The organism is Mycolicibacterium pyrenivorans (genome assembly GCF_025821625.1).
GTDB lineage: Bacteria > Actinomycetota > Actinomycetes > Mycobacteriales > Mycobacteriaceae > Mycobacterium > Mycobacterium pyrenivorans.
In genome coordinates, this window is the sequence record NZ_JACKSH010000151.1 from 1 (window position 1) to 22,857 (window position 22,857).

The window sequence follows — 22,857 nt, forward strand, 5'->3', positions numbered from 1 at the left end:
GCGACTCCTCACCTTGTTGGCGACTCCTCACCTTGTTGTGGGGAGTTTCGGGCTGATTCCGCCGAGCATGAGGTAGATCATCGAGGTCAGTGATTTGGCGGTGTGATGGCCGTAGCCGCGGGCGTTGATGAGGCGGATCTTGGCGTTGATGCCCTCGATGAGCCCGTTGGTGATGCCGAGTTTGATGGTGTTGATGATGCCGTCGAAGTGTTGCTCGAGGCGGCGGGCAAGGTGTTCGAAGGGGCGGATGCCGCTGTCGCGGGCACGTTGAATCCAGCGACGTAGACGTCGTGGGGATCGGGCGGGGTGGGCGATGCGAAACAGGTCGCGCAGTTGTTCTTTGAGCCGCCAGGCGGTGCCGATGTCGTGGTTCTGGGCGGTGATCGTGGCGACCAGATCGTGGCGGGTGGGGTTGAGGCGTTCAGCGCCGGTCCGCAGTGCGGTACGCGCTTTTCGCCATTGCCCCGAGGACATGTCGAAGTCGGCGCGGTTGGTGGCCACCGCCGCGGAGAACACTTCGTCGAGTGCTCGGTTGGTCCACTGCATGACGTGGAAGGTGTCGTAGCAGATCGCGGCGTCGGGCAGCGCGGCTTCGGTGGCAGCCCGAAACGCGGTGGCTCCGTCCATCGAGACGGCTTCGATGTCGCTACGTTGATCGGGTGTGAGCCGGTCGTAAAAGGCGGCAAGGGAATCGACACCTCGACCGGGTTGCACGTCGATCACCGTGCCGGTGGCGTGATCGCCGATGATGGTCAAATATTTGTGCGGATGGCGATAGCAGATCTCATCGACGCCGAGCCGGTAGATCTCACCGAGGCGGCGCTCGTCGAGCAGTTCGTCGACGGTGCGGTTGATGATCGCGGTGACCGTTTCCCACGCGCAGCGCAGTAACGTCGCCACCGTGGTGCGGTCGGTGCGGGCAGCCAGCCACAACACGGTGTCCTCGAAGTCACGCGTGTGGCGCGCACCGGGCCGGCTCCAGGGCACCTGCTCGGTGACCACCCCGCAGTCGGGGCAGTTCAGCCGACGGATCTCGTAGACCAGCCACAATCGATGCGTGGCCAGGTCCAGGTGCCGCCAGCGCCGCCGACGCCGGTCATAGCCCGCGCGCAGCCGTTTGCCGCACGGGCAGAGCAGCAACCGCTTGTGGGGACGAAGGGTGACTTCGACGTCGCGCTCTCCGATGGCGACATCGGTCACCGATGCCCCGGGGATCTGAAGGAGACGGTTAAATGCAGTACTGACGCGCACGCGGATCGGTCCTTGCGGTTGAGGTTGGTGTGGTAACCCCGAAAACCTAGAGGTCCACCGCGTGCGCGTCCCTCATCTGCGCAATAACACGCCGAGAACGCTTGAGTCTCAACCAAAAGAACCGCTGAACAGCGAAAAGGCACCCACTAGAACACTAGGAGCGCCACCTCATCTGCGCAATAACACGCCGAGAACGCTTGAGTCTCAACCAAAAGAACCGCTGAACAGCGAAAAGGCACCCACTAGAACACTAGGAGCGCCACATATATTCGACTCTACCGACAGACAGTGACAAATCCCGCCGTCATCCACAACCATCGCCGAGATTGCATCCACGGCGCCGATTCCGCGAATTCAACCACAGCAGAGCCAATCTCGGTGTTCGGCCTTCCTGAAAGCGGTGGCCATGATGTTCTGGAGCATGCAATGACCGTCAGCTACCGGCTTCTCCGCATCGCGCTCGTCGTCTTCGGCGTCGTGATGCTTCTGCTCTACCCGCTGGCAGTGGTATGGCCGTCGGGGTGGGCATGGCATCACGGCGCGCCGTACGGGTCCGAATACTTCATGATGATCGTCGGCCTGTACGCGGTACTGGGAGCATTTCTCTGCAACGCGGCGCGGCGTCCCGAGGCCAACGTCAGCCTGATCTGGTTCACGGTGTGGTCGAGCGTCGTCCACGCGGTGATCATGGCGGTGCAATCCCTCGGCGATCCCCAACATCGGGGGCACCTGTGGGGCGATGTGCCCGCGCTGCTGCTGGTGGCGGTCGTGCTGGCGGTGCTCGTCAGTCGATCAGAGCTTCGACGCGGCACCCTCGTCGAGTAGCCAGACGGTGGCCTCCCGGCCCACCGCGCCGGCGGCGGGGACGTCGACCGGCGCCGCGCCGTTGATCGCGGCGGCCACCGCCTCGGACTTCCCGGCTCCCGACACCACCAGCCAGACCTCCCGCGAGCGCTGAACCGCGGGCAGCGTCAACGTGATCCGCCGTGGCGGGGGCTTGGGGGAGTCGGTGACCCCGACGACCAGGCGCTCGGTCTCGCGCACGGCTGAGGTGTCCGGGAACAACGAGTTGATGTGCCCCTCGGGGCCCATCCCCAGTAGATGCACGTCGAACTCGGGTTCCGGTGCGTCGAGGGTGGCGGTCAGCAGTTCTGCATACGCGGCGGAAGCGGCGTCGAGGTCGTCGCCGAACTCACCGTCGCTGGCAGCCATCGCATGCACATTGGCGTCCGGGATCTCGACGTGGTCCAACAACGCCTCGCGCGCCTGCTTGTCGTTGCGCTCGTCGTCATCGTGGGGCACGAAGCGTTCGTCGCCCCAGTACACGTGGACCTTCTGCCAATCGACCTCGTCGCTGCGCTCACCGACGCGCTTGAGCAGGCCGATGCCGGTCCCGCCGCCGGTCAGCACGACAGAGGCTTCACCCCGCTCGGCGATCGCATCGGCGATCGCGCCCACCAGCCGGTCCCCGGCAGCTGCGACCAACGCCGCTGTGTCGGAATAGGTTTCGACGATCGGCTTCATCGGTAGACCACCTTGTCGATGCCAGCCAGTGCCTCGTGGTAGATCTCATCGGCGTCGAGCCGACGCAGCTCCTCGGCGAGGCACTCCGGCGTGTCCCTGCGCGCCAACGGAACCAGCGCCACGGGGCGGGACGTGCGGCTCAACGTCGCGGTCCGTCCCTCCTGGGGGCGACTGAGCGTCACGGTCTCGCCGGCGCGATGCAGTTCCACCTTCAACGTGCCCACCGCACGCGTCACCGGGCCGTCGATCCTGCTTGCCAGCCAGCCCGCCAGGATGTCCAGTGCGGGCTCCGCCTGCAGGCCCGAGACCAGGGCGGACTCGATCGGCTCACGGGGTGGCTCATCGATGGCCGAGGCGAGCAAGGCGCGCCAGTACGTGATGCGGCTCCATGAGATGTCCGTGTCGCCTGAGGAGTATCCGGGCAGCCTGCCCTTGATCGCCGCCAGCGGGTCGGCTGCCCGGGTGGCATCGGTGATCCGCCGAAGGGCCAGCTTCCCCAACGGGTCCTGGGCGGGAACGTCGGGTGCGAGGGTGGGCCACCAGGCCACCACGGGCGTGTCGGGCAGCAGGAACGGCAAGACCACGCTGTCGGCGTGCTCGGCGAGTTCGCCGTGTAGCCGCAGCACCACGACCTCGCCCGCGCCCGCGTCGCGGCCGACCCGGAGTTCGGCGTCGAGGCGCGGCGCGGCGGCGTCACGCTCACCGGGCAGCGCGACGATCACCCGGCAGGGGTGCTCGCGGCTGGCGAACGTCGCCGCCTCGACCGCGCCCTCGAGAGTGGCCTCGTTCTCGACGGCGATCACCAGCGTCAACACGCGGCCGAGGGTGAGCGCCCCACCTTCCTCACGCAGGCTGATGATCTTCTTGTTGATCTCGTTGGTCGTCGTATCGGAAAGCTCGACGATCACGGCCGCCTCCACTCACGGTCCAGCCGATGCACCATGTCGTATGCCGACGGCGGGCCCCACGTGCCGGACCTGTACGGTTCCGGCTTTCCGTGGGAGGCCCAGTTCTCCAGAACCGGATCGAGTATCTCCCAGGACAATTCGACCTCGGCGTTGACGGGGAACAGCGACGGCTCACCGAGTAGCACGTCGAGGATCAACCGCTCGTAGGCCTCCGGCGAGTCCTCGGCGAACGCCGAGCCGTAGGAGAAGTCCATGTTGACGTCGCGAACCTCCATCGCGCTCCCCGGCACCTTGGAACCGAACCGCGTCGTGATGCCCTCGTCGGGTTGGATCCGTAGCACCAGGGCGTTCTTGCCGAGTTCCTCGGTCATCGTGCTGTCGAACGGCAGGTGCGGAGCCCGCTTGAACACCAGTGCCACCTCGGTCACCCTGCGGGGCAACCGTTTCCCGGTGCGCAGGAAGAACGGAACCCCGGCCCAGCGCCTTGTGTCGACCTCCAGCGTGATCGCGGCGAACGTCTCGGTGGTGGAGTCCTCGGCGAAGCCGTCCTCCTCGAGCAGGCCGGGCACCTTCTCGCTGCCCTGCCAGCCCGCCGCGTACTGACCGCGTGCGGTCGTCTTGTCCAACGGCTGCAGCGGCCGCGTCGCAGAGAGCACCTTGATCTTCTCGGCCTGAAGCTCATGCGGGTTGAAGCTGACGGGCTCCTCCATCGCGGTCAGCGCCAGCAGCTGGATCAGGTGGTTCTGGATGACGTCGCGGGCGGCGCCGATACCGTCGTAATAGCCTGCCCGGCCGCCCAATCCGATGTCCTCGGCCATCGTGATCTGCACATGGTCGACGTAGTGCGCGTTCCAGATGGGTTCGTAGAGTTCGTTCGCGAAGCGCAGCGCCAGGATGTTCTGGACCGTCTCCTTGCCCAGGTAGTGGTCGATGCGGAACACCGACTCCTCGGGAAACACGTTGTTGACCACGGCGTTGAGCTCGCGCGCGCTGGCCAGATCATGCCCGAACGGCTTCTCGATGACCACCCGGCTCCAGCTGCCGTCGTGCTGGCGGGTCAGGCCCGACTTCTGCAGCTGCTCACATACCACGGGGAACGCCTTCGGCGGAATCGACAGGTAGAACGCATGATTGCCGCCGGTGCCGCGTTCGGCGTCGAGCTTGTCCAGGGTCTCCGCCAACCGGGCGAAGGCGTCGTCGTCGTCGAACGTTCCTTGGACGAATCGGGTTCCCTCGGCCAGGCGGTCCCACACCTCCTGGCGGAACGGGGTTCGCGCGTGCTGCTTGACGGCTTCGTACACCACCTGGCCGAAATCTTCGTCAACCCAGTCTCGACGGGCGAAACCCACCAGCGCGAACGACGGTGGGAGCAGCCCGCGGTTGGCCAGGTCGTAGATCGCCGGCATCAACTTCTTGCGGGCGAGGTCGCCCGTGACGCCGAAGATCACGACGCTGCACGGCCCTGCGATGCGGGGCATGCGCTTGTCGCGCTTGTCCCGCAACGGGTTATGCCACGGCTGGCTCATAGCTGCGCGTCACTTCTTTTCGTCGAGCTGGCCCTGGGTGGCATCGAGCAGTTCCTGCCACGACTTCTCGAACTTGTCGACGCCCTCGTTCTCCAGCACCAGGAAGACGTCGGTGAGATCGATGCCGATCGACGACAGCTGGTCGAAGATCGCCTGCGATTCGTCGCCGCGACCGGTGATGGTGTCCCCGGTGATGACGCCGTGGTCGGCGACGGCGTCCATCGTCTTCTCCGGCATGGTGTTGACGGTGTTGGGGGCGACCAGCTCGGTGACGTAGAGGGTGTCCGAGTAGTCCGGGTTCTTCACCCCCGTGGAGGCCCACAGCGGTCGCTGCACCCGGGCCCCGGCGGACTTCAGCGCCTCGAATCGATCGCCGCCGAGGAACACCTCTTCGTAGGCGGCATAGGCGAGGCGCGCGTTCGCGACTCCGGCCTTGCCGCGCAACGCCAGAGCGTCCTCAGTGCCGATCTTCTCGAGTCGCTTGTCGATCTCGGTGTCCACGCGGGACACGAAGAACGAAGCCACGGAGTGGATTCGGGACAGGTCATGGCCGGCTTCCCCGGCCTTCTCCAGTCCGGCGAGGTAGGCGTCCATCACCAGGCGGTGCCGCTCGACGGAGAAGATCAACGTCACGTTCACCGAGATGCCCTCGGCGATGACCGCCGTGATGGCCGGCAGGCCCGCCTCGGTGGCCGGGATCTTGATCAGCAGGTTGGGCCGGTCGACGATCTTCCACAGTTCGATCGCCTGCAGAATCGTCTTGTCGGTGTCGTGGGCCAGGCGCGGGTCGACCTCGATGGACACCCGGCCGTCCACGCCGTCGGAGAGCTCGTACTGCTTGGCCAGCAGATCGCAGGCGTTGCGGACGTCGTCGGTGGTCACCGTGCGGATCGTCGCGTCGACGTCGGCGCCCCGCTCGGCGAGCTCCTTGACCTGCGCGTCGTAGGCGTTGCCCTTGGACAGCGCCGCCTGGAAGATCGACGGGTTGGTCGTCACACCGACCACCGACTTGGTGTCGATCAGCTCCTGCAGATTGCCGGTCTGCAGGCGGTCACGGGACAGGTCGTCCAGCCACACCGATACTCCTGCGGCGGCCAGCGCGGCCAGATTCGGGTTCTGGGTCATAGCAGTTCTCCAGTTTCATTAGCTCTAGTTGGCGATCGTGCGCTCCGCGGCGGCCACCACTGCTTCTGGGGTGAACCCGAACTCGCGGAACAACGTCTTGTCGTCGGCGGATTCGCCGTAGTGCTCGATGGAGATGATCTCGCCGGTGTCGCCGACGAGCTTGTACCAGCTCTGTGCGACCGCTGCCTCGATGGCGACGCGGGCCGAAACCCGCGGAGGCAACACGCTGTCGCGGTACTCCTTGGGCTGCGACTCGAACCACTCGACGCACGGCATCGACACGACGTACGTCGAGATGTTCTTGTCCCGCAGAGTCTTTTGCGCCTCGACCGCCAGTTGCAGCTCAGATCCGGTAGCGATCAGGATCACGTCGGCGTCCTCGGCGGGCGTGCCGCCGCCGAGCACGTAGCCGCCACGGGCCACACCCTCGGCGCTGGTGCCCTCGAGCACGGGAACCCCCTGACGGGTCAGAATGAACCCGACCGGCCCGCTCCCATTGCCGCGGGCGATGATGCTGCGCCACGCGTAGGCGGTCTCGTTGGGGTCGCCCGGCCGGACCACCGACAGGTTCGGGATCGCCCGCAGCGCGGCGAGATGCTCGATCGGCTGGTGGGTGGGGCCGTCCTCGCCGAGGCCGATGGAGTCGTGGGTCCAGATGTAGATGGTGTCGATGTCCATCAGCGACGCCAGCCGCACCGCGGGGCGCATGTAATCGGAGAACTGCAGGAACGTGCCCCCGAAGGCCCGGGTCGGGCCGTGCAGCACGATGCCCGACAGGATCGAGCCCATGGCGTGCTCGCGGATGCCGAAGTGCAGCACCCTTCCGTACCAGTCCGCGGTGAAATCCTCGGTGGATATCGACGGCGGCCCAAAGGATTTCGCGCCCTTGATGGTGGTGTTGTTGCTGCCCGCGAGGTCGGCCGAGCCGCCCCACAGCTCGGGCAGCTTCGGCGCGACGTCGTTGAGCACCTGACCGAACGCCGCCCGGGTGGCGACCGCCTTGCTGCCCGGTTCCCAGTACGTCAGGTCGGCGTCCCAGCCGTCCGGGAGTTCCTGCGCCAGCAACCGGTCGAGCAGCTTCTTGCGCTCGGGCTCGCGTTCGGCCCATGCGTCGAACTCCGGCTGCCACTTCTGGTGCGCCTCACGGCCCCGATCGACCAGCTTGCGGGTGTGCTCGATGACCTCGTCGCGGACCTCGAACGTCTTGTCCGGGTCGAAGCCGAGGATGTTCTTGACTGCCGCGACCTCGTCGTCGCCCAGCGCCGAGCCGTGCACGCCACCGGTGTTCATCTTGTTCGGGGCGGGATAGCCGATGATGGTGCGCAGCGCGATGAACGACGGCTTGTCGGTGACTTTCTTGGCCTCGGCGATGGCTTGTTCGATGCCGACGACGTTCTCGCCGCCCTCGACCTCCTGCACGTGCCAGCCGTAGGCGCGGTACCGCGCCGCGACGTCCTCGGAGAGCGCGATGTCGGTGTCGTGCTCGATGGAGATCTGGTTCTTGTCGTAGAACACGATCAGGTTGCCGAGCTGCTGGGTGCCCGCCAGAGACGACGCCTCGCTGGTGACCCCCTCCTCGATGTCGCCATCGGAGGCGATCACGTAGATGTAGTGGTCGAACGGGCTGGTGCCGGGTGCGGCGTCCGGGTCGAAGAGGCCCCGTTCGTAGCGGGCCGCCATCGCCATGCCGACCGCCGAGGCCAGGCCCTGGCCGAGCGGCCCGGTGGTGATCTCGACGCCCTTGGTGTGCCGGAATTCGGGGTGTCCCGGCGTCTTGGACTTGAATGTCCGCAGCGCCTCGATGTCATCGATCTCGAGGCCGAAGCCGCCTAGATAGAGCTGGATGTAGAGCGTCAGGCTGGAGTGACCGCACGACAGGATGAAGCGGTCGCGGCCGAGCCAGTGCACGTCGCTCGGGTCATGCCGCATCTGCCGTTGAAAGAGCGTGTACGCCAGCGGCGCCAGGCTCATCGCGGTGCCCGGGTGACCGTTGCCGACCTTCTGTACCGCGTCGGCGGCCAGCACCCGCACGGTGTCGACCGCCTGGGAATCCACGTCCGTCCAGTCGTCGGGATGGTTGGGTCGGGTCAGCGAAGAGATCTCTTCGAGTGTGGTCACGAGGCGCACTCCTTGGATAGGCGGGGGCGTGTCGATCCGCATCAACCACCCTAATGGGGAACGCGGCGATGACGCAGAGGTCATCCCCGGTCTTCTGGGAACCGACCCTGCGATTACGGCTGTCGGACGCTGCGGTCTACCATCGTCTGTAGTAGAAGCCCGGGGCGTCGCACGCTGTGTCTGAGGAGTTGGTTGCGTGAGGATTCGCGAAGGCCACCTCGTCAGCGACACCGCCGAGGGGCCGATCGGATTCCGCACCCGGCTGGCGGGCTACATCGGGCTGACCAAGCCTCGCGTCATCGAGCTGCTTCTGGTCACGACCATCCCGGCGATGCTTCTCGCCGACCGCGGCACCGTCGACCCGCTGCTGATCCTCAACACGCTGGTCGGCGGCCTGCTCGCCGCCGCGGGCGCCAACACGCTGAACTGTGTCGCCGACGCCGACATCGACAAGAAGATGAAGCGCACCGAGCGCCGCGCGCTGGCCCGCGCCACCGTGCCGCGCAGCCACGCGCTCATCTTCGGTCTGGCGCTGTCGGTCGCGTCCTTCTTCTGGTTGTGGTGGACGACGAACCTGCTCTCGGCGCACCTGGCGGGCGCCACCATCGCCTTCTACGTGCTGGTCTACACGCTGCTGCTCAAACGACGCACCTCGCAGAACGTGGTGTGGGGCGGCGCCGCCGGCTGCATGCCGGTGATGATCGGATGGTCGGCGGTGACGGGCACCATCCAGTGGCCCGCGCTGGTGATGTTCCTGATCATCTTCTTCTGGACTCCGCCGCACACCTGGGCGCTGGCGATGCGCTACAAGGACGACTACGAGGCGGCGGGTGTCCCGATGCTGCCCGTGGTGGCCACCGAGCGGCAGGTCACCAAGCAGATCCTGATCTACACCTGGCTGACGGTCGTCGCGACGTTGGCGTTGGCGCTGACCACAGGCTGGCTGTACACGACGGTGGCGATCCTGGCCGGCACCTGGTTCCTGGTGATGGCCCACCAGCTGTACTCCGGGGTGCGACGCGGTGAACCGGTCAAACCGCTGCGGCTGTTCCTTCAGTCGAACAACTACCTCGCGGTGGTGTTCCTGGCACTTGCGGTGGACTCGGCGCTCGCGCTGCCCACCTTGTTCGCCGTCTGACCATGTCCGTGCACGTTTCGCCGGACAACTTCATCCGTGCCGAGAGCGACCTGTACTTCGGCAACGTGGTGCGCGACGGTGTGCTCGGGCGCTTCAAACACTTTCGTGACTTCGGGCTACTCGACAACCAACTCGTGGTCCGGCAGAACCGCGACACCCTGTACTCGGTGGCGGTCTTCGACCTCGACGCCGGGCCCGTTGCCGTGACACTGCCCGACGCGGGTTCCCGGTTCTTCTCGCTGCAGGTGATCACCGAGGACCACCACGTACCCGAGGTGATCTACACCGCCGGTCGTCACACCTTCGATCGGGACGGCATCGGCAACCGTTACGTCATGTTGGTGCTGCGCGTCCTCGTCGACCCGACCGATCCGGCCGATCTCGCCACCGTGCACGCGCTGCAGGAAGGCGTCGCCGTCGAGCAGGCCGCGCAGGGCAGTTTCGAGATACCCGACTGGGATCCCGTCAGCCAGAAGATTGTTCGCGACGCGCTGATCACGCTGTTCGCGACGCTGCCCGACTCCAGGCACATGTTCGGGCCGGTCGATGAGGTAGACCCGGTGCGGCGGCTTATCGGCGCCGCCGCAGCGTGGGGAGGCAACCCCGAGCGCGACGCCCTGTATCTGACCGTGAACCCGGACGTTAACGACGGCGCCATCGTGCACCGCCTGACGGTCGGGGACGTGCCGGTGGACGCCTTCTGGTCCGTCACCGTCTACAACGCCGACGGCTACTTCACACCCAACGCGGCCGACGCGTACTCGGTCAACAGCGTCACCGCCGCCAGAGGCGACGACGGAACGGTGACGATCCAGTTCGGCGGCTGCGACGGCGCGGCTGCGAACTGTCTGCCCGTCACGCCGGGCTGGAACTATCTGGTGCGGCTGTACCGGCCGCGGCCGGAGATCCTCGACGGCTCCTGGGTGTTCCCGGCCGCCCGGCCGGTGTAACAGGGGCGCAATCGGCAGGAATCGTGTTCGGCCTGCTGGTCGGTGAATGGGCAGCCAACCTGAAGTTCGTCGGTGACCTGCTGTTCACCTCAACGTCAACGGGGACACGTTCGTGGCGATGCTGGTGGCCAACGCCGACGACGAGATCGATCGAGAGGTCTACAACGGCACCAAGGTGGTCACGGCCGAGGAGATCGACCTCGACCAGTACCGGGATGTGATGGTGCGGGCCGACCAGGCTGACTGACTACGGGACCAGCACCACCGATCCGACGGTCTTGCGGCCCTGCAGATCGCGGTGGGCCTGCTCGGCGTGACGCAGGGGATAACGGTTGCTGACGGTGACGGTCAGCGTGCCGTCCGAGATGGCGGTGAGTAGTTCGCCTGCGCGCCAGGAGAATTCATCCGGGGTGCGGGTGTGGTGTGCCAGGTTGGGCCGGGTGAGGAAGACCGACCCCGCGGCGTTGAGCCGCTGCGGGTCCAGGGGCGGCACCGGGCCGCTGGCCGCGCCGAACAACGCGAGCGTGCCGCGCACGGCGAGGCTGGCGAGGCTGGCCTCGAACGTCGAGGCCCCCACGCCGTCGTACACCGCGGCAACCCCGTTGCCGTCGGTCAACTCACGGATCCGATCCCCGAACTCCTTCGGATCGTCGGGGTAGTCGAGCACCTCCACCGCACCGGCCTGCCGGGACAACTCGGCCTTGTCGGGAGTCGACACCGTCGTGATCACCGACGCGGCGAGGCTGGTCGCCCACTGCGTGAGGATCAGGCCGACACCGCCCGCGCCCGCGTGCAGCAGCACCGTGTCGCCCTGCTGCACCGGATAGGTCGACTTGATCAGATAGTGCGCGGTCATGCCTTTCAGCAGTGCCGACGCGGCCACGTCCGGCGCCACCCCGTCGGGCACATAGGCGACGAAATCTGCGGGCGCCAAGCAGTATTCGGCGTAAGCGCCCAGCGACTGCGCGGTGACCACCCGGTCGCCGACGGTCAGCGCGGCGACGTCGTCGCCGACGGCCTCGATGGTCCCGCACACCTCGGTGCCCACGATGAACGGCACCTCGCGCGGGTACATGCCCGACCGGAAGTACGTGTCGATGAAGTTGACGCCGATCGCCTCGGCTTTGATCAGCACCTGTCCGGGGCCCGGGGCGGGCTGCGGCTTGTCGACGTAGGACAGGACTTCGGGTCCACCGGTCTGGGCGACTTCAATGGCGTACATAGAGCCATCATGCCCTCATCGGTGAAGCCGTCCCCGTCGGTAAAGTCGATCCCGCCATGAAGCTCGCCCGCCCCGACCTCTTCCACCCCCGGATCGTGCTCGCCGGGTGTCCGGCGCTGCCCGAGGGGGACGGTGACGACGCGGGCCTGGTGAGGGCGCTGCGCGGGCGCGGTCTGTATGCCCGCTGGATGTCCTGGGACGACCCGGCCACCCTGGCCGCGGACCTGGTGATCCTGCGGGCGACGTGGGACTACACCGACCGGCTCGAGGAGTTCCTCGCCTGGACCTGGAAGGTGCCGCGGCTGCTGAACCCGCCGCAGGTGGTGGCGTGGAACACCGACAAGAGGTACCTCGCCGACCTCGCCGCCGCGGGTGTGCCGACGGTTCCCAGCGCGTTCTTCGCGCCGGGGGAGCGGGTGCACATCCCGCGCGGCGAAGTCGTCGTCAAGTCTGCGGTCGGCGCGGGTTCGGTTGGCGCACTGCGGTTCTCCGACGCGACCGCGGCGTCCGCCCACGCCGCGTCGCTGCAGGCCCACGGACAGACGGTCGTCGTGCAGCCCTACGACCCGCGGGTGAGCGACGGCGAGACCGCGCTGGTGTTCCTGCGCGGGGAGCAGTCACACGCGTTCACCAAGGCGCCGCTGCTGCCGCCGCCCGGCGAGTCACCGGTGTTCGACGAGTCGGGGACCTACGCCGAGGAGAGCCTGCGGCCCGCCGAGCCGGACTTCGAGATCTGGGACGTCGGCTATGCCGCTCTCGCGGCGGCGGCCGGCCACCTCCACATCACGCCCGCCGACCTGCTCTACGCCCGCGTCGACGTCCTCGGCGGAGCGGATGCGCCACGGCTGCTGGAGCTCGAACTGGTCGAACCGTCGCTGGGCTGGCGCCAGCTCGACGACGCCGAACGGCGGCGCAGGCAGCGCCAGTTCGTCCTCGGTGTCGAATCAGCCCTCGACGGGTTCGGCCTCGGTCCGCTCTCGCATCGACGCCCATAGCGCCGCGGTCGCCGCGGTACATGCGGCCGCGCCCGCCACGTGCAAGGCCACCAGTGCGGGGGGGACACCGGTGAAGAACTGCACGGTGCCGAGGAGCCCCTGGGCCGTCACCAGCGCCACGACGACGCCGAGGCGCCTCAGCACCTCCTTGGGCGCGCGCACGGCCAGCAGTGCGAACCCGAGGCCCACCAGCAGCGACAGGTACGCCACCAGCAGCGAGGAGTGCCCGTGCACCAGCGTGGTGATCTCGACCTGCAGCCGTGGCACCGGTTGCTCGACGCTCTTGTCCCCGGCGTGCGGTCCCGCGCCCGTGACGAGCGTGCCGGTCACCAGAACCGCCGCGAGGGTGAGTGCGCTGAGGATCGTCAGCTGGCGCAGTGGCTTCGGTACGCGTGTCACGACCACGCCGGTGTCGGGTTCGCCGACCTTGACGTAGAGGAGCACGGCGACCCACACCATCGTCATCGACGCCAGCAGGTGGATGGCCACCGTCCACCACAGCAGCCCGGTCAGGACGGTGACGCCCCCGATGACGGCCTGCACCACGGTGGATGCCGGCATCAGCCAGGCGTAGATCAGCACCTCGCGCCTGCGCCGCGCACGGGTGAGCACCAGCACCGCGGCGGCCGCGGTGAGGACCACCAGGAAGGTCAACAGCCGGTTGCCGAACTCGACGACCTGATGGACCAGGTGCACCTCGGCGACGGGTACCGGGGTGAAGCTGCCGGGGAAGCACTGCGGCCAGGTGGGGCACCCGAGACCGGAGGCGGTGACGCGCACGATCGCCCCGGTGACGGCGATGCCGCCCTGGGTCAGGATCACAGCCGCGGCGACGATGCGCTGTACGCGCAGGCTCGGCTCGGGAAGGAGATCGACGAGCCTGCCGAACCAGCGTGGTAGGAATCCTCCGACGGGCACTCTCCGATGGTAGAGGCTGCCTAACTACATATCGTAGTAGGGGCGCAGACGGGCACCAGGATCTCGTCGACGAGCTGCACCACCAACTCGTCGGTGATCGGGTCCCCGGTGATCAGCAGGCGGTGCCACAGCACGCTCTGACCGAGTTCGCGGACCACGTCGACGGGGATGTCGGGGCGGACCTGGCCGCGTTCGACGCCGCGCGCCAGCAATGCGTTCATCTCGTCTTTGCGCCACCCGATCACGTCGGCGCGGAAGGTCGACGCCAGGTCGGGGTCGGCGGCCACCGCGACGATGACGGACCGCATCAGGGCCGCGCCTTCGCCGGTGAAGAGTTCGGCCCAGCCGCGCAGCACCGCGAGCATGTCCTCGCGGAAGCTGCCCGTGTCGTCGTTCGGGATGGCGGTCACGGCGATGCCGAGCAGGGTGTCGCGCAGCAGCGCGCGCCGGTCTGGCCAGCGCCGGTACAGCACGGGTTTGCTGGTGTGCGCGGCTGCCGCGACGGCCTCCATCGTGACGCCGTCGGGGCCGTGTTCGCCGAGAAGCGCGAGCACCGCCGATCGGATGGCGGTGTCGAGCTCCGCGCCGCGGCGTCTACCCATCCCGGGCTCCTCTCCTCGTCGGACAGTCGGTCGATCGGGCCGGCCGACCGTCCGGCGAATGGACGGTTTCTGATGGAATCCGCCGCCCGCATTCGCGCAGAAACCGTACGTTCGGCGCGCGGCCAGCAGTGCTGAAGAAACTCTTGCGTATCTTATCTCGTCATCGTACCCTTTAAGAAACGCAAACGTATCTTGGAGGTCGACATGTCTCTGCCTGTGCTCTATCCGCTGAGGACGGTCGACACCGCGACCGTCGCGTTCGCCGAGTTCCCCCATCGCCGCCGCCGGATCACCATCGACCACCGCCCGCTCGCGGGCGTCACGCCGACGATGCTGCTGGACTGGTTCACCCACCTCGGCGGCACGATGACGTACGGCGGGCGGACGGTCGACCGCTACCGCGCCTGGCATCCGATCGACCACATCCGATGGGGGCTCGACCGGCCCGCCCCAGACGGCGGCGCCGCGGAGGGGGCACGCTTCCACATCGTGGAGGCGTTCGGGGCTCGACCGGAGTTCAGGGTCGACGTCGTCGACGCGGTGGAGAAGCTCGACGAGACCGGAATCCGGTTGGTGCAACGGATCGGCGGCGTCCCGGTTTTTCAGCTGGAACACACGTGGTCGGCGGGCTCCGAGGGGACCCACTACGTGAGCGTCATGGACATCGGGGCACGCTCGCGGTTGCTGGCGCCGGTCAACGTGGTGCTGTTGCGCAGGTTTCCTCCGTCGATGGCGCAGGCCTGGGTCAAGCACAACATCGAGGAAGTCGGCCAACTGGAACACCTGCTCCCGCAACTGGGGTCCTCAGGTGAAGCGGAACCAGCGCAGCGCGCAGAGCGAGGCGATGGCACCCCACACCGCGAGGACCGCGAGGCCGAACCAGTTCACTGAGAGCGTCATCGCGTCTGACAGCGCCTCGGTCAGCGCACCCGACGGCGTCAGCCGCGCCACCCATCGCAGCCCGCCGGGGACCATGCCGCCCTCCAACGTGAGAGCGCCCAAACCCGCGAACACGAACCACAACAGGTTCGCGATGGCCAGCACGATCTCGGCGCGCAGCGTGCCGCCGAGCAACAGGCCGAGCGCGGCGAAGACCGCGGTGCCGAGAGCGATGAGCACGGCACCCAGCGCCAGCCCGGCGATCGGTGGCCGCCAACCGAGGGCAAAACCGATGGCGCCGAACAGGATCGACTGCAGGAACACGACGGCGACCACGGCGAGGGATTTCCCGGCGATGATGCCCCAGACGGGCAGAGCGGTGGCCCCCAGCCTCTTGAGGGCCCCGTACCGGCGGTCGAACGCCACGGCGATCGCCTGTCCGGTGAACGCGGTGGAGATGACCGCCAGCGCCATGATGGCCGGGACGAACGTTGCAGCCCGGTTGTCCCCGAACGAGCCCAGCGGCAGCAGCGTCAGCCCGACCAACAACGTGATCGGGATGAACATCGTCAGCAGTAGCTGCTCACCGTTGCGCAGCAACAGGCGCAGTTCCAGTCCGAACTGCGCGCCCAGCATCTGCGCCACTGCCGCGGGCCGGGGATCCGGGGTGAACGTTCCCGGGGCGAAACGATTGGTGGCGGCGGTCATTTCCGTAACTCGCGACCCGTGAGTTCGAGGAACACGTCCTCGAGGCTGCGCTTCTCGACACGCATGTCGGTCGCCAGGACGTCGAGCCGGGCACACCATGCGGTGACGGTCGCGAGCACCTGCGGATCGATGTGGCCTTCGACGAGATACTCTCCCGGCGCGGTCTCCGCTGCCCGGTAGTCCTCCGGCAGCGCCGAGACGAGCAGGGTCAGGTCCAGCATCCGCGGGGCGCGGAACCGAAGCTGGTTCTCCGCGCCGCTGCGCATCAGCTCCGCCGGAGTGCCGGTGGCGACGGCCACGCCGTGGTCGATGATCAGGATCCGGTCGGCGAGCTCCTCGGCCTCGGTGAGCTGGTGTGTCGTCAGCACCACCGTCACTCCGTCCCGCCGGAGCGCATCGATCAACTCCCACACCACGATTCGCGCGTGCGCATCCATTCCCGCGGTGGGTTCGTCGAGGAACACCAACTCGGGACGCCCGACGACGGCGCAGGCCAGTGCGAGCCGCTGCTGCTGCCCGCCCGACAGCCGCCGGTAGGTGGTGCGCGCCGATTCGGCCAGCCCGAGCGTGTCGAGCAGCCATTTCGGATCCAGCGGGTCGGCGGCGTAGGACGCCACCAGGTCGAGCATCTCACCCGCGCGAGCGGCCGGATACGCGCCACCGCCCTGCAACATCACCCCGACGCGCGCGCGTACCTCGGCGTTGTCGACCACGGGATCGAGACCGAGGATCTCGATCCGGCCTTCATCGGGTTTGAGGAAGCCCTCGCACATCTCCACCGTGGTCGTCTTGCCTGCACCGTTGGGACCCAGCAGGGCGAACACCTCGGCGGTCTGGACGTCGAGGTCGAGCTCTGACACCGCGGTCGTCGACCCATACCGCTTGCTGACCCCACGCAGCAGCACGGGTACTGCGTCCGACGAGCGCGAGGTCACGGAGACTCAGCGTAGGCGTCGGACTTGGCGGTCGGTGTATCCGGTGGCGGCGGATCCTGCGCTGGTGCCGAGTCCGTCTCCGCCGCACCGGTCGGGGTGGGCTCGGGAAGCGGCCGCCAGGGCAGCTTCCGGTAGGTCAGCGCGATGAGGATCAGCACGATCAGGGTGCTCGCGAGCACCGCCAGCGCGATCTGGAACAGCGCGAATCGGTCGCCGTTCGCCGTCGGGCCGAAGATCCCGACGACGAGGGTGGCGGTGATCGCCGTCGCGCGGAATCCCGGCCTGGTCGCCCACGCGGCAAGCGGGATGATCGCCCACAGCAGGTACCAGGGCTGCACGACGGGGAACAGCAGGACGGTGGCGCCGAGCGCGACGCCGAGCCCGCCGACCGGGTGCAGACGGCCGCGGAGCACCGCGAACAGCAGCCAGGTCACGATCACGGCGATCAGGCTGACGCCGATGGCGCGCGTCAGCGCCAGCACCGCGGTCGTATGGTCGCCGAGACCCAGCAGGATGCCGACCTGTCCGGTGCCCAGCGCCAACAGCGTCGGCGGCGACATCCAGCTTCGCACCACGTTGGCGGTGCCGAGGGTGAACAGCCACCCGAACCCGAGCCCGCTCGCCCAGCCGATGAGCGTCATCACCGCCAACGCCACCGCCGCCAGCGATCCGCCCGCGATGAAGAACGCCTTGACCGTGCCGCCCCACCGGCAGGCCAGCGCCATCGCCACGAATCCCAGCGCCAGCAGCGACGGGAGCTTCACCTGCGATGACATGGTGATCAGCGCGGCTCCGGCGATCAGCATCGTCATCGGATACCAGCGGCCCCACTGTGCGCGGTCGCGCGGCCAGGCCAACGGTCGTGGAACCAGTGGTCTGGCGGCATCGATACCGCGCAGCGCGAACTCGGTGCCCGCCAGCATCATCCCCAGCATCAGCGCCTCGTTGTGGATACCGGCAACAAGGTGCATGAACAGCAACGGGTTCGCCGGACCCAGCCATAGTGCGCTGACCTCGGCCACCCCGCACCGACGCGCCAGCCGGGGGGTGGCCCACACGATCATCCCGACGCCGAGCAGCACCACCACCCGGTGAAACAGCACCGCTTCGACGATGTTCTCCCCGGTCAGCGCCGAGATGCCACGACCGATCCACAGGAACAGCGGGCCGTATGGGGCCGGTGTCTCCCGCCACAGACTCGGAACCGACAGCGTGAACACGTGGTCGAGGCCGAGCCCCGGGGCGGGCCCGACCCGATAGGGGTCGTTGCCCTGCAGCGATATCTCGCTCTGCGCCAGGTAGGAGTAGACGTCCTTGCTGTACATCGGCGGCGCGATCAGCAGCGGCACCGCCCACAGCAGCAGGGTGCGGTCGAGGTCGCTGCGTGTCATCTTCCGCTTGCCCAGCGCGAACCGGCCGAGCATCAGCCAGGCCAGGGCCATCATCACCGCACCTGTGGTGGTCATCGTCAGCGAGACCGTCTGGATGCGGGAGGGCAGGTTGAGCAGCCGGACGCCGAACGTCGGGTCCTGGACCACGGGGCGCGCACCGGCACCGAGGGCGCCGATCGCCATGAGCACCGTGCCGGTCGCCCCGAACAGGCGGGTCCGGCGCATCGCCATCAGCTCGGCGTCGTTGAGTGGACTGCCGACGGTCCGCTCGTCACCGTGCCAGCCGGCGATCGACGTGCTGAGGGAACGTAGGCGGCCTGCCACGATGGCAGCGTAGCGGTCGGGTATTCCGGGTAAAGCGGCGATGAACGCTCGCGTGAAGAGCAGAAGGCACCGCAAGTCGTTGTGAGTATCGCAACAGTGCTTATAAGGGTGCCCTTCCTGGACCCGGTTCCGGAATTGCGTCACACTGGTGTTGTGAAAATCCGTCCGCAGGTCGCGTACTCGGCTGCCCCGCAGTCGGGGCCTGCGCATGCTGACGGAGATACCCATGGAGACACCAGGGGCGCGGTCATCCGCTTGCTCCTGGAGTCCGGCCCCATCACCGCGAGCAGCATCGGTGAGCGTCTCGGACTGTCCGCCGCAGGCGTGCGCAGGCACCTCGATGCCCTCATCGATGCGGGCGACGCCCGGGCCAACGCCGCAGCAGCGTGGCAGCAGGAGGGGCGGGGCCGTCCCGCCAAGCGCTATCAGCTGACCGCGGCCGGCCGGGCCAAGCTTGAGCACACCTACGACGACCTCGCCTCGGCCGCGATGCGCCAACTACGGGAGATCGGCGGCGACGACGCCGTCCGGACGTTCGCCCGTAGGCGCATCGACGCCATCCTGGCCGGTGTCGAGCCGGTCGCAGGAGCGGACGCCGAGGGCGACGTCGAGGCGGCGGCCGACCGGATCGCCGACGCCCTGACCGGCGCCGGGTACGCGACCACCACCACACGGGTGGGCGGGCCCGTGCACGGCGTCCAGATCTGTCAGCATCACTGTCCGGTGTCGCATGTGGCCGAGGAGTTCCCCGAGCTGTGCGAGGCCGAGCAGCAAGCGATGGCCGAAGTCCTGGGTACTCACGTTCAACGACTGGCCACCATCGTCAACGGCGACTGTGCCTGCACTACCCATGTCCCGCTGAGTCCGGCCGGTCATTAGACAGCGCTACCGCTTCGGCACACAGCCCGCGCCGAAGCCACCGACAAGAGCAAAAGGAGTGCGTCGCAATGACACTCACACCGGAGGTTAAGCCCGAGGCGTTGACCCAGGAGGAGACGATCGCCTCCCTGGGCAAGTACGGCTACGGCTGGGCTGATTCCGACGTCGCAGGTGCCAGCGCGCAGCGGGGGCTGTCCGAAGCCGTGGTCCGCGACATCTCGGCCAAGAAGAGCGAGCCCGAGTGGATGCTCGACATCCGCCTGAAGGCGTTGCGCACCTTCGACAAGAAGCCGATGCCGAACTGGGGCTCCGACCTCGATGGCATCCACTTCGACAACATCAAGTACTTCGTGCGCTCGAGCGAGAAGCAGGCCGCCACCTGGGACGACCTGCCCGCCGACATCAAGAACACCTACGACAAGCTCGGCATCCCGGAGGCGGAGAAGCAGCGCCTCGTCTCCGGCGTCGCCGCGCAGTACGAGTCGGAGGTCGTCTACCACTCGATCCGCGAGGACCTCGAGGCGTTGGGCGTGATCTTCCTCGACACCGACACCGCGCTCAAGGAGCACCCCGAGCTGTTCAAGGAGTACTTCGGCACGGTGATCCCGGCCGGTGACAACAAGTTCTCCGCGCTCAACACCGCGGTGTGGTCCGGCGGCTCGTTCATCTACGTGCCGAAGGGCGTGCACGTCGACATCCCGTTGCAGGCCTACTTCCGCATCAACACCGAGAACATGGGCCAGTTCGAGCGGACGCTGATCATCGTCGACGAAGACGCCTACGTGCACTACGTCGAAGGCTGCACCGCGCCCATCTACAAGAGCGACTCGCTGCACTCGGCGGTCGTCGAGATCATCGTCAAGCCCGGTGGGCGCTGCCGCTACACCACCATCCAGAACTGGTCGAACAACGTCTACAACCTGGTCACCAAGCGGGCGCGCGCGGAAGCCGGCGCCACCATGGAGTGGGTCGACGGAAACATCGGCTCCAAGGTCACGATGAAGTACCCGGCGGTGTGGATGACCGGTGAGCACGCCAGGGGTGAAGTGCTCTCCGTGGCATTCGCCGGCGAAGGGCAACACCAGGACACCGGCGCCAAGATGCTGCACCTGGCGCCGAACACGTCGTCCAACATCGTGTCGAAGTCGGTGGCCCGCGGCGGCGGGCGGGCGTCCTACCGTGGCCTGGTTCAGATCAACAAGGGCGCGCACGGCTCGCGGTCCAGCGTGAAATGCGATGCGCTGCTGGTCGACACGATCAGCCGCTCCGACACCTACCCGTACGTCGACATCCGCGAGGACGACGTCACGATGGGGCACGAGGCGACGGTGTCGAAGGTCAGCGCCGACCAGTTGTTCTACCTGATGAGCCGCGGCCTGACAGAGGACGAGGCCATGGCGATGGTGGTGCGCGGGTTCGTGGAGCCGATCGCCAAGGAGCTGCCCATGGAGTACGCGCTGGAGCTCAACCGGCTGATCGAGCTGCAGATGGAAGGCGCGGTCGGCTAGTGGCACTGAACAATCTCACTGAGGCTGCCGAAGGAATCATCAAGAACAAGGGCGAACTCTTCTCCTCGTTCGACGTCGATGCCTTCGAGGTGCCCCGCGGCCGCGACGAACTGTGGCGGTTCACCCCGCTGAAGCGGCTCCGCGGCCTGCACGACGGCTCCGCGCCCGCGACGGGAAACGCGCACATCGAGGTCGCAGAACAGCCCGGTGTTACCGTCGAGACGGTACGCCGTGGCGACAAGCGACTCGGCGAGGGCGGTGCTCCCACCGACCGCGTTGCGGCCCAGGCATTCTCGGCGTTCAACTCCGCGACCGTGGTGACGGTGGCGCGCGAGACCGAGGTCGCCGAACCCATCCAGATCTCGATCGACGGCCCTGGCGAGGGTGCGGTGGCTTACGGGCACCTGCAGATCCGCGTCGAGGAACTGGCCAGGGCCATCGTCGTCGTGGACCTCCGCGGCAGCGGAACCTACGCCGACAACGTCGAGATCATCGTCGGTGACTCCGCCGGCCTGGGGGTCATCTGGATCGCCGACTGGGCCGATGACATGGTGCACGTCAGCGCGCACCACGCTCGTCTCGGCAAGGACGCCGTCCTTGGGCACGTCAACGTCACCCTCGGCGGCGATGTCGTGCGCACCACGGCAACGGTTCGGTTCACCGGTCCCGGTGGCGACGCCCAGATGCTCGGCACCTACTTCGCCGACGACGGCCAGCACTTCGAATCGAGGTTGCTGGTCGACCACGCGCAGCCCAACTGCAAGTCGGATGTGTTGTACAATGGTGCGCTGCAAGGTGATCCGGATTCGGACAAGCCCGATGCGCACACCGTGTGGATCGGCGACGTGTTGATCCGTGCGGCGGCCACCGGAACCGACACCTTCGAGGTGAACCGCAACCTGGTGCTCACCGACGGCGCCCGCGCCGACTCGGTACCCAACCTGGAGATCGAGACCGGTGAGATCGTCGGCGCCGGGCACGCCAGTGCCACCGGGCGTTTCGACGACGAGCAGCTGTTCTACCTGCGTGCCCGGGGCATCCCGGAGGCGCAGGCCCGCAGGCTGGTGGTGCGCGGCTTCTTCAACGAGATCATCGCCAAGATCGCCGTGCCCGCCGTGCGTGAGCGCCTCACCGACGCCATCGAAAAAGAGCTGGCCATCACCGAATCGAGAAGCAACTGATCATGACCACACTTGAAGTCAAGGACCTCCACGTCAGCGTCGTGTCCGCCGAGGACGGGACCGACATCCCGATCCTCAAGGGCGTCAACCTCACCGTGAAGTCGGGGGAGACCCATGCGGTGATGGGCCCCAACGGATCCGGAAAGTCCACGTTGTCCTACGCGATCGCGGGTCATCCGAAGTACACGGTGACGTCCGGTTCGATCACCCTCGACGGCGAGGACGTCCTCGCGATGAGCATCGACGAGCGCGCCCGCGCCGGTCTGTTCCTCGCCATGCAGTACCCCATCGAGGTTCCCGGTGTGTCGATGTCGAACTTTCTGCGCACCGCGGCGACCGCGGTCCGCGGTGAGGCCCCCAAGCTGCGGCACTGGGTCAAGGAGGTCAAGGCCGCGATGAGCGACCTCGACATCGATCCGGCGTTCTCCGAACGAAGCGTCAACGAAGGCTTCTCCGGCGGCGAGAAGAAGCGCCACGAAATCCTGCAGCTGGGCCTGCTCAAGCCCAAGATCGCGATCCTCGACGAGACCGACTCGGGTCTCGACGTCGACGCGCTGCGGGTCGTCAGCGAGGGCGTCAACCGCTACGCCGAGGCCGAGCACGCAGGCGTTCTGTTGATCACGCACTACACCCGCATCCTTCGCTACATCCAGCCGCAGTTCGTGCACGTGTTCTTCGACGGCCGGATCATCGAGTCCGGTGGTCCCGAGCTGGCCGACGAGCTCGAAGAGAACGGCTACGAACGCTTCACGCAGGCCGCATCGACCTCCTAGAG

Annotated in this window: 21 protein-coding genes and 1 pseudogene; 10 read left to right on the forward strand and 12 right to left on the reverse strand. The window is 67.4% G+C overall.

Going from position 1 to position 22,857, the window contains the following annotated elements; translation table 11 throughout:
- Positions 1 to 27: 27 nt before the first annotated feature.
- Positions 28 to 1,251: an ISL3 family transposase gene (locus H7I57_RS18100; RefSeq protein WP_443678336.1), complete on the reverse strand. Its 1,224-nt coding sequence runs from the start codon at positions 1,249 to 1,251 to the stop codon at positions 28 to 30.
- A 426-nt stretch (positions 1,252 to 1,677) separates the two neighbouring features.
- On the opposite strand from H7I57_RS18100, the gene H7I57_RS18105 reads away from it, so the two are divergent.
- Positions 1,678 to 2,076: a DUF6632 domain-containing protein gene (locus H7I57_RS18105; RefSeq protein WP_264025093.1), complete on the forward strand. Its 399-nt coding sequence runs from the start codon at positions 1,678 to 1,680 to the stop codon at positions 2,074 to 2,076.
- Here H7I57_RS18105 and pgl read toward each other — a convergent pair.
- Genes pgl through tkt form a run of 5 tightly spaced genes read right to left on the reverse strand, consistent with a single transcriptional unit; the run spans position 2,044 to position 8,452 of the window.
- On the reverse strand, positions 2,044 to 2,775 hold the full coding sequence (gene pgl, locus H7I57_RS18110) for a 6-phosphogluconolactonase (RefSeq protein WP_264025094.1): 732 nt from the start codon (positions 2,773 to 2,775) through the stop codon (positions 2,044 to 2,046). The genes H7I57_RS18105 and pgl overlap by 33 nt on opposite strands.
- On the reverse strand, positions 2,772 to 3,683 hold the full coding sequence (opcA, locus tag H7I57_RS18115) for a glucose-6-phosphate dehydrogenase assembly protein OpcA (RefSeq protein WP_264025095.1): 912 nt from the start codon (positions 3,681 to 3,683) through the stop codon (positions 2,772 to 2,774). The genes pgl and opcA overlap by 4 nt, the downstream gene beginning before the upstream one ends.
- Positions 3,680 to 5,209: a glucose-6-phosphate dehydrogenase gene (gene zwf / locus H7I57_RS18120; RefSeq protein ID WP_264025096.1), complete on the reverse strand. Its 1,530-nt coding sequence runs from the start codon at positions 5,207 to 5,209 to the stop codon at positions 3,680 to 3,682. Before zwf ends, opcA begins: the two co-directional genes overlap by 4 nt.
- Positions 5,210 to 5,218: 9 nt before the next feature.
- The gene (gene tal / locus H7I57_RS18125; RefSeq protein WP_264025097.1) at positions 5,219 to 6,334 is read right to left on the reverse strand and encodes a transaldolase; all 1,116 of its coding nucleotides are present in this window, start codon (positions 6,332 to 6,334) and stop codon (positions 5,219 to 5,221) included.
- Between the two features lie 24 nt (positions 6,335 to 6,358).
- Complete coding sequence (gene tkt, locus H7I57_RS18130) at positions 6,359 to 8,452, reverse strand: transketolase (protein ID WP_264025099.1); 2,094 nt, start codon at positions 8,450 to 8,452, stop codon at positions 6,359 to 6,361.
- A 196-nt stretch (positions 8,453 to 8,648) separates the two neighbouring features.
- Here tkt and H7I57_RS18135 point away from each other — a divergent pair, with 196 nt between their 5' ends.
- The 3 genes and pseudogenes from H7I57_RS18135 to H7I57_RS18145 form a co-directional block, all read left to right on the forward strand.
- Complete coding sequence (locus tag H7I57_RS18135; protein ID WP_308204376.1) at positions 8,649 to 9,590, forward strand: heme o synthase; 942 nt, start codon at positions 8,649 to 8,651, stop codon at positions 9,588 to 9,590.
- A gap of 2 nt (positions 9,591 to 9,592) precedes the next feature.
- Complete coding sequence (locus H7I57_RS18140) at positions 9,593 to 10,540, forward strand: DUF1254 domain-containing protein (RefSeq protein WP_264025100.1); 948 nt, start codon at positions 9,593 to 9,595, stop codon at positions 10,538 to 10,540.
- Between the two features lie 88 nt (positions 10,541 to 10,628).
- Positions 10,629 to 10,787, forward strand: a pseudogene (locus tag H7I57_RS18145) (dicarboxylate/amino acid:cation symporter); the annotation flags it as partial.
- On the opposite strand, the gene H7I57_RS18150 reads toward H7I57_RS18145, so the two are convergent.
- The gene (locus tag H7I57_RS18150; RefSeq protein WP_264025102.1) at positions 10,788 to 11,762 is read right to left on the reverse strand and encodes a quinone oxidoreductase family protein; all 975 of its coding nucleotides are present in this window, start codon (positions 11,760 to 11,762) and stop codon (positions 10,788 to 10,790) included.
- A gap of 56 nt (positions 11,763 to 11,818) precedes the next feature.
- Between H7I57_RS18150 and H7I57_RS18155 the strand changes: the two genes are divergently transcribed.
- Positions 11,819 to 12,757, forward strand: a complete 939-nt coding sequence (locus tag H7I57_RS18155) for an ATP-grasp domain-containing protein (RefSeq protein WP_264025103.1) — start codon at positions 11,819 to 11,821, stop codon at positions 12,755 to 12,757.
- Here H7I57_RS18155 and H7I57_RS18160 read toward each other — a convergent pair.
- Both H7I57_RS18160 and H7I57_RS18165 read right to left on the reverse strand, forming a co-directional pair.
- Positions 12,707 to 13,675, reverse strand: a complete 969-nt coding sequence (locus H7I57_RS18160; RefSeq protein WP_264025104.1) for a COX15/CtaA family protein — start codon at positions 13,673 to 13,675, stop codon at positions 12,707 to 12,709. The two genes, H7I57_RS18155 and H7I57_RS18160, sit on opposite strands and share 51 nt — an antisense overlap.
- Positions 13,676 to 13,695: 20 nt before the next feature.
- Positions 13,696 to 14,277 (reverse strand): TetR/AcrR family transcriptional regulator, encoded by a 582-nt coding sequence (locus tag H7I57_RS18165; RefSeq protein WP_264025106.1) that lies wholly within the window; start codon positions 14,275 to 14,277, stop codon positions 13,696 to 13,698.
- Positions 14,278 to 14,481: 204 nt separating this feature from the next.
- On the opposite strand from H7I57_RS18165, the gene H7I57_RS18170 reads away from it, so the two are divergent.
- Positions 14,482 to 15,168, forward strand: a complete 687-nt coding sequence (locus H7I57_RS18170; protein WP_264025107.1) for a hypothetical protein — start codon at positions 14,482 to 14,484, stop codon at positions 15,166 to 15,168.
- On the opposite strand, the gene H7I57_RS18175 is transcribed toward H7I57_RS18170, so the two are convergent.
- Genes H7I57_RS18175 through mptB form a run of 3 tightly spaced genes read right to left on the reverse strand, consistent with a single transcriptional unit; the run spans position 15,082 to position 18,514 of the window.
- On the reverse strand, positions 15,082 to 15,864 hold the full coding sequence (locus H7I57_RS18175; RefSeq protein ID WP_264025108.1) for an ABC transporter permease: 783 nt from the start codon (positions 15,862 to 15,864) through the stop codon (positions 15,082 to 15,084). The genes H7I57_RS18170 and H7I57_RS18175 overlap by 87 nt on opposite strands.
- Positions 15,861 to 16,799 (reverse strand): ABC transporter ATP-binding protein, encoded by a 939-nt coding sequence (locus tag H7I57_RS18180; protein WP_264025109.1) that lies wholly within the window; start codon positions 16,797 to 16,799, stop codon positions 15,861 to 15,863. Before H7I57_RS18180 ends, H7I57_RS18175 begins: the two co-directional genes overlap by 4 nt.
- Entirely contained in the window at positions 16,796 to 18,514 is a 1,719-nt protein-coding gene (gene mptB, locus H7I57_RS18185; protein ID WP_264025111.1) for a polyprenol phosphomannose-dependent alpha 1,6 mannosyltransferase MptB, read from the reverse strand. Before mptB ends, H7I57_RS18180 begins: the two co-directional genes overlap by 4 nt.
- A gap of 81 nt (positions 18,515 to 18,595) precedes the next feature.
- Between mptB and H7I57_RS18190 the strand changes: the two genes are divergently transcribed.
- The 4 genes from H7I57_RS18190 (at position 18,596) to sufC (ending at position 22,855) form a co-directional block, all read left to right on the forward strand.
- Positions 18,596 to 19,393 (forward strand): helix-turn-helix transcriptional regulator, encoded by a 798-nt coding sequence (locus H7I57_RS18190; protein ID WP_264025112.1) that lies wholly within the window; start codon positions 18,596 to 18,598, stop codon positions 19,391 to 19,393.
- A 68-nt stretch (positions 19,394 to 19,461) separates the two neighbouring features.
- A complete protein-coding gene (gene sufB / locus H7I57_RS18195; RefSeq protein ID WP_264025114.1) occupies positions 19,462 to 20,901 on the forward strand; it encodes a Fe-S cluster assembly protein SufB in 1,440 nt (479 codons plus the stop codon).
- 5 nt (positions 20,902 to 20,906) lie between these two features.
- Positions 20,907 to 22,082 carry a Fe-S cluster assembly protein SufD gene (sufD, locus tag H7I57_RS18200; protein WP_264025269.1) on the forward strand — a complete coding sequence of 392 codons (1,176 nt, stop codon included), beginning with the start codon at positions 20,907 to 20,909 and terminating at the stop codon, positions 22,080 to 22,082.
- Positions 22,083 to 22,084: 2 nt separating this feature from the next.
- Complete coding sequence (sufC, locus tag H7I57_RS18205) at positions 22,085 to 22,855, forward strand: Fe-S cluster assembly ATPase SufC (RefSeq protein ID WP_264025116.1); 771 nt, start codon at positions 22,085 to 22,087, stop codon at positions 22,853 to 22,855.
- The last annotated feature ends 2 nt before the right edge of the window (positions 22,856 to 22,857 follow it).

Coding starts and splice junctions, on each gene's coding strand:
- H7I57_RS18105 (WP_264025093.1), top strand. CDS start 1,678: ATGACCGTCAGCTACCGGCTTCTCCGCATCGCGCTCGTCGTCTTCGGC.
- pgl (WP_264025094.1), bottom strand. CDS start 2,775: ATGAAGCCGATCGTCGAAACCTATTCCGACACAGCGGCGTTGGTCGCA.
- H7I57_RS18170 (WP_264025107.1), top strand. CDS start 14,482: ATGTCTCTGCCTGTGCTCTATCCGCTGAGGACGGTCGACACCGCGACC.
- H7I57_RS18140 (WP_264025100.1), top strand. CDS start 9,593: ATGTCCGTGCACGTTTCGCCGGACAACTTCATCCGTGCCGAGAGCGAC.
- H7I57_RS18150 (WP_264025102.1), bottom strand. CDS start 11,762: ATGTACGCCATTGAAGTCGCCCAGACCGGTGGACCCGAAGTCCTGTCC.
- H7I57_RS18155 (WP_264025103.1), top strand. CDS start 11,819: ATGAAGCTCGCCCGCCCCGACCTCTTCCACCCCCGGATCGTGCTCGCC.
- sufB (WP_264025114.1), top strand. CDS start 19,462: ATGACACTCACACCGGAGGTTAAGCCCGAGGCGTTGACCCAGGAGGAG.
- H7I57_RS18175 (WP_264025108.1), bottom strand. CDS start 15,864: ATGACCGCCGCCACCAATCGTTTCGCCCCGGGAACGTTCACCCCGGAT.
- zwf (WP_264025096.1), bottom strand. CDS start 5,209: ATGAGCCAGCCGTGGCATAACCCGTTGCGGGACAAGCGCGACAAGCGC.
- H7I57_RS18165 (WP_264025106.1), bottom strand. CDS start 14,277: ATGGGTAGACGCCGCGGCGCGGAGCTCGACACCGCCATCCGATCGGCG.
- sufC (WP_264025116.1), top strand. CDS start 22,085: ATGACCACACTTGAAGTCAAGGACCTCCACGTCAGCGTCGTGTCCGCC.
- tal (WP_264025097.1), bottom strand. CDS start 6,334: ATGACCCAGAACCCGAATCTGGCCGCGCTGGCCGCCGCAGGAGTATCG.